The organism is Edaphobacter sp., from assembly GCF_035532915.1.
Taxonomy (GTDB): domain Bacteria; phylum Acidobacteriota; class Terriglobia; order Terriglobales; family Acidobacteriaceae; genus Edaphobacter.
On record NZ_DATKQC010000155.1, the window covers coordinates 1 to 9,576 of the forward strand.

The window sequence follows — 9,576 nt, forward strand, 5'->3', positions numbered from 1 at the left end:
AGGCCGGCGAGGGCGAGCATGGTGACGAAGAAGAAGAGATCGTTGCGGACGATGGGGCCGATGAGACGCATCTCGGTAGTGCTGGAGGGGAGGACGCCGTTTTCGCTGAGCTCGTGCAGGCCGCTGACGATGAGTTGGAACGCCACGAAGTAGAGGATGACGGTGGTGACGCGGAAGAAGCGTTGCAGGTTGATCTTGACGCTGCCACGGATGAAGAGGACTCCGAAGACTACAGCTACGGCGATGCCGAGGAGGGTTCCGGTGAAGCTGAGGAGTTCCGTCGAGTTGAGGGAGACGGCAGAGAGGATCAGGACGGTCTCGACGCCTTCGCGCAGGACGAGCAAAAAAACGAAGAGGAAGAGGCCGATGTGGGATGGACCGTCTGCGCCGCCGGTGAACTTGGCGACTTTGGATTCGATTTCGCCCTTCATGGAGCGGGCGGTCTTGTGCATGAACCAGATCATGCTCACCACAAAGACAGCAGCCGCGAGCATGACCCAGCCTTCGATGATGTCGGAGTTGAAGTTGAGGCGGGCGACGATGATGGCTACGCCGATGCTGGCAACGACGGCAGCTCCGAGCGCCCAGAAGACTGTGCGTTTCAGCTCATGGCGGCCGATCTTCGAGAGGTAGGCGAAGACGATGCCCACGATCAGCGCTGCTTCGACCCCCTCGCGGAGGGTGATGATAAATGCCTGCAACATAAGGTGTTTCTCTTCCCCGAGAGACTTCCCCAAGGCTTTCCGCGAGCGCTTGAAGGCCGGTCCCGATGCTGTGCTGGATTGGCCAGCGTTCCAGCTTCTAGTCTAATGCGGACTAAATTGGTCGTCAATCGGCGGGGACGAATTCTTGGTGCATTCACAACGTTGGGAGCGGGGTAGGAGATGCTGGTTGGATATGTTCAGGATGAAGTGCGGTTTGTTTCTATTTGTGGTGGCGTTGTTGGCTGCCGCTGGAGTTGGCTGGGGTCAGAATGCGGTTTCGCCGCAACCTCCGGCTACGATTTTGATTATTCGCCATGCCGAGAAGCTGACGGATGGGCGGCAGGACCTTTCGCCGGTGGGGTATCAGCGGGCTTCGCTATTGCCTAAGTTATTTGATGGATCGCGGTCTGATCTGCCCGTGCCGGAGGTTCTGTTTGCCACGCATGCGAGCAAACACTCGAACCGGCCGGTAGAGACGATTACACCGCTGGCGGCGGCTTTGAAGCTGCCGATCGACAGCACGATCATGGATGACGACTACGCGGCGCTGGCCAAGGAGATTTTGGGCGGAAAGTATGCGGGGAAGGTGGTGCTGGTGGCGTGGCACCATGGCAAGATTCCGCAACTTGCCTCTGCGCTGGGAGCCCAACCGCCATATACGCCGTGGCCTGCTGACCAGTTCGACCGGATATGGCGGATCGACTTCAAGGACGGGAAGGCTGCACTGACAGACCTGCCGCAGGGATTGCTGCCTGGGGATTCGAAATAAAATTTAGAGGGAGTATGGTGCGCCCGGAGCGATTCGAACGCCCGACCTACTGGTTCGTAGCCAGTTGCTCTATCCAACTGAGCTACGGGCGCACATTGCGTTTGCATGCAACTTTCAAAGAATAGCGGAATTTAGCAGTTAGAGCAACTGGGTAAATGGTGGCAGGCTCTCAGGTTGAATTTACGCGATAAAAGACGGACGTTTCCTGGACAGGTTCAAACGACGCTCCTGGGGATAGGGGAAAAATATTTACCACATGGAGCGAAAATCCCATCCCGAAGCAGCTCGCAGGCCGTGACTTGAATTCCTTGGGTGTAAAACAAATGGGCTTTTATCTCAAATAACCAGATATTCACAAAATGGCCAATGACTTGCTCTGGCTAGGATGTCTGTTGCTTTTGAAGTTATTTGAAGTTATAGGAGACCCGCCATAATGAAGAAACTTGCTTACATCCTGCCAGCTATCTGCCTTGCTGCACTCAGCTTCTCTTCCATGTCTGCGCGCGCAGATACTCTTAACCTCGCTCCATACGTTGGACAGACCGTATCCATGACGGTCGAGCCTTATGCGTCCAGCGAGAATAACGGTTCCTTTTACGTTGGCCTGACTCAGGCTAAATTTAGTCAGAACGGATCTTTTCTCGGCTCGCTCGAGGCATTCTGCGACGACTTCAATCATGAGATCTCGGTGCCAGCCACTTACAACGTGATCGTGCAGGCGGTTACTGGCAACACCACGCTGGAGCAGGAAGCCTACTACGGCATGATGTTCGGATCGACCCCGTCGGGTAATTCTGCACTGGATACCGACATTCAGGAGCTGATCTGGAACTTCAGTTCTCCAGGACACTATGCCCTCAACAGCGTAATGACGGCGTTGCAGTCGCAGATGCTGGCAAATTACCAGAGCGTCAACTACTCCAGCTCTTTCTACCTGAATGCGGGGGATGACGGCCAGTCGTTTATGACCACGGATCCCAGCCAGGTGCCTGAGCCGTCCACCTTGGCGCTGCTCGGCACCGGGATCTTCGGATTGGCTGGTGTGGCACGCCGCAAATATCTCCAGGCGTAACGGCCGGCAAGAAGAAGCAAAGCCCCAGATCGATCCCATGCAGACATGCAAGGGGAACGATCTGGGGCTTTGTTTTTTTCAGGTGGCCTGTAGTTCTGAAATGGTGCGCCCGGAGAGATTCGAACTCCCGACCCTTTGGTTCGAAGCCAAATGCTCTATCCAGCTGAGCTACGGGCGCGTGAAAAATAGAAAATAATAATTGTTGCGAAGTTATTGTGCTGCTGCTGCCGGTTCGGGCTCGGGAAGCGGAGGCGCGAACATGGGCATGGTTTCTACGATGTCGAGACCGGCGCGGCGCAGCAGTTGGTGAACGGTCGGCTCGGTGAGGCGGGTGGCGTCGTACTCGATGCGGACAGTCTTTTCTGCTTCGCGGAGCTCGATGCGACGAATACCGTAGACTTCGCGGATTTTGGCCATGGCAAGGGTAGCGGCCTCGGTGGGGGGCGCTCCGTAGCGGTACAGGACGTCAAGCTGGGTCATGCATCGATGATAGCAGCGGCAGGGGCTCCGTAGAATCCCCACGTAAAATTGAAGATATGGGGATTTCTCTGGTTGAGGGCACGTTTGCGGGACTGATCTTCGATTGCGATGGGACGCTGGTGGATACGGCTCCGGCACATCTGGCGGCGCTTCAGGTTGGGCTTGATGCGTATGGGCTGACGATGGCGAAGGAGTGGTATTACCCGCGGGGCGGGCTGACTCCGAATGCATTGATGAATGACTATGAGGGGCTGCTTGGGCGTTTGGTGCCGCGCGAGGACATCTTTGCGCGATATACGGTGGCGTTTCAGGCGGGGTTGCAGAGTCTGCGAGAGATCACGGTGATTGCGGAGATAGCGCGTGAGTGGCATGGGCGGGTGCCGATGGCGGTGGCCTCGAACGGGCGCAGGCAGAATGTCGAGGCCAGCCTGACGGTGACGAAGCTGCAGCGCTTGTTTGACTATGTTGTGACAGCTGAGAATGTGGCGCGGGGAAAGCCTGAGCCGGATGTGTTTTTGGAGGCGGCGCGGCGAATGGGAGTCGCGGCCGCGGATTGCATCGTCTTCGAGGACACCGAGGAGGGGCTTGAGGCTGCTCGCAGGGCGGGGATGCGGAGGGTGGATATTCGCGAATATTTTTTGCCCGAGCGGTGAACTGGCCGTGCGAGGTGTGGTTGATTACCTCCTCTCGCCGAATTACTGAGGTATAGGGAGGCATACCCCAGGGGCTAAAGCCCCTTCCTGTTTGGCCGAATGAGAGACCAGGGCTGAAGCCTTGGCGTACCTGGATGCAAGGGCAACAACAAGATGCAAGGGCAACAACAAACCAACTGCGAAATCTTAAGAAGACTTGACTTTGGATGGAGCGAGGTATGACTGGCCGCTGTCAGAGCTTCTTCAGGTAGCCCAGGATCTCGGGGCTGGTCCAGTCCTGCGCGGAGACGAATTTTCTGCGCACCATGCCATTCTTGTCGATGACGTAGCTCTCGGGAATCTGCACGGTGCCGTAGAGCTTGTTGATCCGCATCGAGGGGTCGCGGACGGTGAGAAAGTCGATGTGGTGCTGGACGAGGAAGTGGCGGTAGACGGCGTCGTCTTCATCCTCGCTGATGGCAATGACGACGATGTTGGGCATCTCGTGCTGAAGCTGAATGAGGCTGGGCAGCTCGTCGAGGCATGGAGGGCACCACGTGGCCCACAGGTTGAGGATGACGGTGTGGCCGCGGTACTTGCTGAGGGCGACGGTCTGGACGCCATCGCTGACGGTAAACTCCGGCGCGGGTGTGCCGATCTGGTGGGGGTGACTTCCGCGGTCGCATCCGGCGACCAGCAACATTGCAAGCACTACTGCTGCCCAGACTTTACGCACGTTACGCTCCGCTTCCTATAATACAAAGTCGTGAACCCGAATGAGCTTTCCCCTGAGTTGGAGCCTGTGGCCGCGGAACCTTTACTGTCCGTGATTGTTCCTGCGCGTAATGAAGAGAGCGTGCTGGGCGCTTGCCTGGCGTCGCTGGTGCGGCAGTCGGAGCCCGGGTTTGCGCTGGGGGAGCAGTGGGAGTTGATCGTTGTGAACGATGACTCCGCCGATGGGACGCGGGCGATTGCGGAGGGATATGAGGGCGTGGTGGTGATGGATGCTCCGCTGCTGGATTTGAGTGGGGCGGATGCGCTTTCGGGAAAGTCGAATGCATGTTGGGCCGGGGCGCAGGTTGCACGGGGTCGGCGGCTGTTGTTTACCGATGCGGACACACTGCACGAGACGGGCGATCTTTCTCGGGCGCTGCATGAGATGGAGAAATACAAGGCTACGTTGCTGTCGTATTCGCCGCGGCAGATGGTGACTGGCTTCTGGCAGAGGGCGGTGATGCCGCTGGTGTTTTCGGAGCTGGCGAGTGTCTATCCGATGAAGCAGGTCAATGATCCGGAGAGAAGTCTCGCAGCGGCGAATGGGCAGTTTCTGATGGTGGATCGGGACACTTATTTTCTGGTGGGCGGTCATCGCGCGCTGGGGGGAACGGTGCTCGAAGATGTGGCGCTGGCACGCAATATCAAGAGTGGGGAGCGGACGATACGGTTTCGCTATGCGCCGGATGCGGTGGCTACGCGGATGTACCGCAGCACGGCCGAGATGGTGGAGGGCTGGACGAAGAACCTTGCGCTGCTGTTTCCGCGGCCAATCTATCTGGCGGCGTGGCGGGTGCTGGATGTGCTGCTCTTCTTTGGCCTGCCGGGGGTGGCGGTGGGGATGTACTGGCTGCAGCCGTGGCAACGTGGTGTGATCTGGGTGATTTGGGTGCGAACGCTTTGGCGGTTTTATTCGCGGGTGGCGCGGTCGAACTTTCCTGCATCTGATGTGGTGATCTCGATCCTCGGGGTTCCGCTGTTTGTCTATCTGCTGGTAAAGAGTGTGGTGGACCACAAGATGAAGAAGTCAGTTGCGTGGAAGGGGCGGAGATATAGCGGTGGGTAGGCTTAGTATCGGCTCGTTGCCGCGGATATGATTGAAGGGTGTATCCGCATCGCTGGGCGGAGCGTCTAATAGAAAGAACAACGATGATCTTATTGACACGCAAAGCCGAGTTTTCTTCCGCACATTTTTACTGGAATGATGCGTGGTCTGCTGAGGAGAACCAGCGGGTCTTTGGCAAGTGCGCGAACCGCAACGGCCATGGCCATAATTACACGCTTGAGGTCACGGTTGCCGGTGAGGTCGATCCTGTGTCGGGGTTTGTGGTCGATCTTAAACAGTTGAAAGATATTCTGGAGCGCGAGGTCGTCAGCGTGTATGACCATCGGCACCTCAATCTGGAGGTGCCGGAGTTTGCGAAGAAGATTCCGACAACCGAGAACATCGCGATTGCGATCTGGCAGCGGCTGGAGGGCAAGATTCCCAATGCGAGGCTGCACCGCGTCCGGGTCTACGAGATGCCGGAACTCTTTGCCGACTTCTATGGTGAGCGATGAAGGCTTATCTTTCGCGGCGGTATCATTTTCCGGCTTCGCACCGTTTGAACAGCGATGCGTATGACGCTGAAGGGAACCGGGCTGTGTTCGGCAAGTGCAACAATCCGCATGGGCACGGGCATAACTACACCGTGCAGATTACAGTGAGCGGAGAGGTTGATCCTGAGACGGGGATGGTTTGCAATCTCGCCGACCTGGATGCGTTTGCACAAACGAATCTGTTGGATCGTTTCGACCACGCGAACCTCAACACGCTCGACTGCTTTCGCGAATCGGTTTCGACGACGGAGAATCTAAGTATTGAGGTTTACCGTATCTTTCGTAGTTTTTCCGCTGCCCATTTGGAGCGGGTGCATGTCGAAGAGACAAGCAATAACTCCTTCGACTATGCGGGCAATATAAATCCTGGATTTATCTAAGGAAGGTTTTCTATGGCAGGCACGTCGGCCACACTTGATTCCGTTTCGCTTGAAACTGCTTCGACGCAGGAGCTGTACCGCGAGCTGCTGCGCCGCATGGGCGAAGACCCTGATCGCGATGGTCTGGTGCGCACGCCGGAGCGTATGGAGAAGTCGATGGCCTTTTTGACGAGGGGCTATGTGATGGACATCAACGCTGTTCTGCACGATGCGCTGTTCGATGTGGACTATGACGAGATGGTGATCGTGAAGGACATCGAATTCTTCTCGCAGTGCGAGCACCACCTGCTCCCGTTCTTCGGCAAGGCGCATATCGCCTATGTGCCGAACGGCAAGGTGATCGGGCTGAGCAAGATTCCGCGGCTGGTGGACGTCTTCGCGCGGCGGCTGCAGGTGCAGGAACGGCTGACCAAGCAGGTGAGCGAGGCGATTCAGGAGGCCATCAATCCGCAGGGAGTGGCGGTGATTCTGGAGGCGCAGCATCTGTGCATGATGATGCGCGGGGTCGAGAAGCAGCACTCGTCTACGGTGACTTCGGCGATGCTGGGTGTGTTCAAGGAACAGGTCCAGACGCGGAATGAGTTTTTGTCGCTGGTGCGGCGACAGGGCAACGGAATTTAGCGAATCGACGTTTAGCAACTAGACTGGGAGATGAATGAACGGTCTTCTGGTATTGGATAAGCCTTCGGGGCTTACATCGCATGACGTTGTAGCTATTGTTCGCCGGGCTACGGGCGAAAAGTCTATCGGACATCTGGGCACACTGGACCCTATGGCTACCGGGGTTTTGCCGCTTTTGCTCGGGAAGTACACTCGGCTGGCGCAGTTTTTTGGGCAGGCGGAAAAATATTATGACGGGTCGATTCGCTTTGGCTTTGCGACCGACACCTTTGATGCCGAGGGAACTGCGGTGGGTGATCCGCAGCCGCTGACGCGCTCACTGGAGGAGCTTCGCGAGTTAAGCCGTGGATTTCATGGCGAGATCGATCAGGTGCCTCCAGTTTATTCCGCGAAAAAGATCAATGGCGTTGCGGCACATAAGCTGGCTCGGGCTGGTGTTGAAGTAGCAGTGAAGCCTGCGCGGATTACGATCCACGACTTCAGGCTGCTGGAGTTGCAGGGGGACGTGGCTGGGTTTGAGATGCATGTGTCGGCGGGTGGATATGTTCGTTCGGTGGCGCATGAGCTGGGGCAGCTTGCGGGATGCGGAGCGCATCTGGCTTCGCTGCGGCGCACGCAGGCCGGGCTGTTTACGCTGAAAGAGTCTGTGACGGTGGAGCAGTTGAAGCAGGCGAGCGGGCCTGCGGAGATTGCGGCGTTGCTGCCTCATCCACGGACGTTGCTGCCGGAGATGCCTTCGGTGACGGTGGATGAACAGATGGCAGGGCGGCTGCGGAACGGGATGCAGGTGAACCTGCCGGAGTTCTCTCAGGCTCCGCTGGTGAAGGTGTTTACCAGTCCCACGGACATGCTGGCGATTGCGCGTCGCGTGGCCGGGACGCTGATGCAGCCGATTGTCGTGATGGGGTAGGCGCTACTTCTTCAATAGAGGCAATACCAGCGGCAGGATATTGCCGGCGACGATCTTGTTTCCGGCTGCGGTGGCGTGGGTCTGGTCGGCCTGCATCATGCCGGGTACGCCGTAGACGCCTTTTAGCAGAAACGGCAGCATGGTCACGTGATACTTCTTCGCCAGCAGCGTATAGGTTGCGTCGAATTGTTTGATGTAATCGGGGCCGTAGTCGGGTGGAAGGGTGATTCCGGCGAGGGCCACCTTTGCGCCGCTGGCCTTGATCGTCGCGACGATCTTGTCGAGGTTGGCGCGGGAGTCGGCGATGGGCAGGCCGCGCAGACCGTCGTTGCCGCCCAGCTCAACGACCACGACCGCCGGCTTGAGCGCGAGGATGTGGTCGAGGCGCGCAACGGCGTCCTTGGTGGTGTTGCCGCTGATGCCTTCGTTGACAACACGGTAGTGATAGCCGCGAGCGTCGAGATCGGCCTGCAGATAGTCGGGATAGCTGTCGCCGGGGTCGGCTCCGTAGCCTGCGGTGAGGCTGTCGCCGAAACAGACGACGAGTGGGCGGTGGTCGGGTGCTGTTGCAGCCGGTGGTGCGGGGGGCTGCGGCTGCGCGGCAGGAGTGGAAGCGGTGGTGGGCTCGGATGGCGCGGCGGTGCGGCTGGACTTGCATCCGCCCATCCCTATGGTGAGAGCCGCTAAGATAAAGAGAACTTCAATCTGCCGCATACGTATCAAGTTATCAGGAGGAGCGACGCCGGTGAATGCTATGGAAGGCAGGACTGCTCCGATGATTCATGTCGAGGGTTTGCACAAGTCGATTCGCAATGGAACGCGGACGGTAGATATTTTGAAGGGTGTGGATTTTACTATTCCACGGGGCCAGTTTGCCGCGATCATGGGAGCGTCGGGAAGTGGGAAGTCCACGCTGCTGGGTCTGCTCGCCGGGCTGGATACGCCCAGCTCCGGGGATGTGCGGCTGAATGGAATTGCGATCAGCTATCTGCCCGAGGACAAGCTGGCACAGGTTCGAGGGAAGACGATTGGGTTCGTCTTTCAGTCGTACCAGTTGATTCCGACGCTGACTGCACTTGAAAATGTTTTGCTTCCCTATGAACTGAATGCGGGCGACACGCAGGATGGGTTGGCGCGGGCACGAGATCTGTTGACCAGCGTTGGTCTTGGCGACCGACTGGGACATTATCCGGTGCAGCTCTCCGGTGGCGAACAGCAGAGGGTGGCGCTGGCGCGGGCGTTTATTCTGCGGCCTCCGATTGTGCTGGCGGATGAGCCTACGGGAAATCTAGACAGCACCAATGGGCAGCACGTGCTGGAGCTGCTACTGAACCTGAATCGCAAGGAAGGCACGACGCTGGTGCTGGTGACGCATGACGCGGCGCTGGCTGCCTATGCCGATCGAAGGATTACGTTGCGGGACGGCTTGATCGTCTCTGACGAGGCTGGTCGAAGTGCTAACGGTTCTGCGGTGATGGAGTAACGATGGCGGGACTCTCTTATCGGTCTGCCGCCAGGATTGCCGCACGCGAGATGCATTCGTCGCGGGGCAAATTTTTCTTTGTCATTCTGTCGGTCGCCATTGGCGTTGCCGCTCTGACTGGTGTCCGTGGATTTTCTTCGTCGTTTCGAGCG

The 9,576-nt window shown here is 57.9% G+C and carries 13 protein-coding genes and 2 tRNA genes; 9 read left to right on the forward strand and 6 right to left on the reverse strand.

Translation table 11 applies throughout. From position 1 onward, the window contains the following. A partial coding sequence (locus tag VMU57_RS07510; protein WP_325382044.1) for an FTR1 family iron permease occupies nt 1-704 on the reverse strand: 704 nt, incomplete at its 3' end. A 193-nt stretch (nt 705-897) separates the two neighbouring features. Between VMU57_RS07510 and VMU57_RS07515 the strand changes: the two genes are divergently transcribed. Beyond that, on the forward strand, nt 898-1,473 hold the full coding sequence (locus tag VMU57_RS07515; RefSeq protein WP_325382046.1) for a hypothetical protein: 576 nt from the start codon (nt 898-900) through the stop codon (nt 1,471-1,473). A gap of 15 nt (nt 1,474-1,488) precedes the next feature. Here the strand turns inward: VMU57_RS07515 and VMU57_RS07520 are convergent. After that, nucleotides 1,489-1,565 (reverse strand) — tRNA-Arg (locus tag VMU57_RS07520). 341 nt (nt 1,566-1,906) lie between these two features. Between VMU57_RS07520 and VMU57_RS07525 the strand changes: the two genes are divergently transcribed. Then, nucleotides 1,907-2,545, forward strand: a complete 639-nt coding sequence (locus VMU57_RS07525; RefSeq protein ID WP_325382048.1) for a PEP-CTERM sorting domain-containing protein — start codon at nt 1,907-1,909, stop codon at nt 2,543-2,545. Between the two features lie 101 nt (nt 2,546-2,646). Here the strand turns inward: VMU57_RS07525 and VMU57_RS07530 are convergent. Then, nucleotides 2,647-2,723, reverse strand: a tRNA-Arg gene (locus tag VMU57_RS07530). A 32-nt stretch (nt 2,724-2,755) separates the two neighbouring features. Beyond that, nucleotides 2,756-3,025 carry a hypothetical protein gene (locus VMU57_RS07535; RefSeq protein WP_325382050.1) on the reverse strand — a complete coding sequence of 90 codons (270 nt, stop codon included), beginning with the start codon at nt 3,023-3,025 and terminating at the stop codon, nt 2,756-2,758. A 56-nt stretch (nt 3,026-3,081) separates the two neighbouring features. Between VMU57_RS07535 and VMU57_RS07540 the strand changes: the two genes are divergently transcribed. After that, nucleotides 3,082-3,678: an HAD family phosphatase gene (locus VMU57_RS07540; RefSeq protein WP_325382052.1), complete on the forward strand. Its 597-nt coding sequence runs from the start codon at nt 3,082-3,084 to the stop codon at nt 3,676-3,678. Nucleotides 3,679-3,910: 232 nt separating this feature from the next. Here VMU57_RS07540 and VMU57_RS07545 read toward each other — a convergent pair whose 3' ends face one another. Then, the gene (locus VMU57_RS07545) at nt 3,911-4,393 is read right to left on the reverse strand and encodes a TlpA disulfide reductase family protein (protein WP_325382054.1); all 483 of its coding nucleotides are present in this window, start codon (nt 4,391-4,393) and stop codon (nt 3,911-3,913) included. Between the two features lie 90 nt (nt 4,394-4,483). On the opposite strand from VMU57_RS07545, the gene VMU57_RS07550 reads away from it, so the two are divergent. From VMU57_RS07550 to truB, 5 genes are all read left to right on the forward strand, one after another. Beyond that, nucleotides 4,484-5,497, forward strand: coding sequence for a glycosyltransferase family 2 protein (locus VMU57_RS07550; protein ID WP_325382056.1), 1,014 nt, complete (start codon nt 4,484-4,486; stop codon nt 5,495-5,497). 83 nt (nt 5,498-5,580) lie between these two features. Continuing rightward, entirely contained in the window at nt 5,581-5,991 is a 411-nt protein-coding gene (locus VMU57_RS07555; RefSeq protein WP_325382058.1) for a 6-carboxytetrahydropterin synthase, read from the forward strand. Further along, entirely contained in the window at nt 5,988-6,410 is a 423-nt protein-coding gene (locus VMU57_RS07560; protein ID WP_325382060.1) for a 6-carboxytetrahydropterin synthase, read from the forward strand. Before VMU57_RS07555 ends, VMU57_RS07560 begins: the two co-directional genes overlap by 4 nt. Before the next feature lie 12 nt (nt 6,411-6,422). Then, on the forward strand, nt 6,423-7,031 hold the full coding sequence (gene folE / locus VMU57_RS07565) for a GTP cyclohydrolase I FolE (RefSeq protein ID WP_325382062.1): 609 nt from the start codon (nt 6,423-6,425) through the stop codon (nt 7,029-7,031). Nucleotides 7,032-7,065: 34 nt separating this feature from the next. Next, complete coding sequence (gene truB / locus VMU57_RS07570) at nt 7,066-7,941, forward strand: tRNA pseudouridine(55) synthase TruB (protein ID WP_325382064.1); 876 nt, start codon at nt 7,066-7,068, stop codon at nt 7,939-7,941. Between the two features lie 3 nt (nt 7,942-7,944). Here the strand turns inward: truB and VMU57_RS07575 are convergent, their stop codons facing one another. Then, nucleotides 7,945-8,655 carry an arylesterase gene (locus tag VMU57_RS07575; protein WP_325382066.1) on the reverse strand — a complete coding sequence of 237 codons (711 nt, stop codon included), beginning with the start codon at nt 8,653-8,655 and terminating at the stop codon, nt 7,945-7,947. Between the two features lie 61 nt (nt 8,656-8,716). On the opposite strand from VMU57_RS07575, the gene VMU57_RS07580 reads away from it, so the two are divergent. After that, nucleotides 8,717-9,424 carry an ABC transporter ATP-binding protein gene (locus tag VMU57_RS07580; protein WP_325382068.1) on the forward strand — a complete coding sequence of 236 codons (708 nt, stop codon included), beginning with the start codon at nt 8,717-8,719 and terminating at the stop codon, nt 9,422-9,424. Nucleotides 9,425-9,576 lie beyond the last annotated feature (152 nt).

Bases quoted from the DNA above. Each gene is read 5' to 3' on its own strand.
- VMU57_RS07515 (WP_325382046.1), top strand. From the start codon at position 898: ATGTTCAGGATGAAGTGCGGTTTGTTTCTATTTGTGGTGGCGTTGTTG.
- VMU57_RS07525 (WP_325382048.1), top strand. From the start codon at position 1,907: ATGAAGAAACTTGCTTACATCCTGCCAGCTATCTGCCTTGCTGCACTC.
- VMU57_RS07535 (WP_325382050.1), bottom strand. From the start codon at position 3,025: ATGACCCAGCTTGACGTCCTGTACCGCTACGGAGCGCCCCCCACCGAG.
- VMU57_RS07540 (WP_325382052.1), top strand. From the start codon at position 3,082: ATGGGGATTTCTCTGGTTGAGGGCACGTTTGCGGGACTGATCTTCGAT.
- VMU57_RS07555 (WP_325382058.1), top strand. From the start codon at position 5,581: ATGATCTTATTGACACGCAAAGCCGAGTTTTCTTCCGCACATTTTTAC.
- VMU57_RS07560 (WP_325382060.1), top strand. From the start codon at position 5,988: ATGAAGGCTTATCTTTCGCGGCGGTATCATTTTCCGGCTTCGCACCGT.
- folE (WP_325382062.1), top strand. From the start codon at position 6,423: ATGGCAGGCACGTCGGCCACACTTGATTCCGTTTCGCTTGAAACTGCT.
- truB (WP_325382064.1), top strand. From the start codon at position 7,066: ATGAACGGTCTTCTGGTATTGGATAAGCCTTCGGGGCTTACATCGCAT.
- VMU57_RS07575 (WP_325382066.1), bottom strand. From the start codon at position 8,655: ATGCGGCAGATTGAAGTTCTCTTTATCTTAGCGGCTCTCACCATAGGG.
- VMU57_RS07580 (WP_325382068.1), top strand. From the start codon at position 8,717: ATGATTCATGTCGAGGGTTTGCACAAGTCGATTCGCAATGGAACGCGG.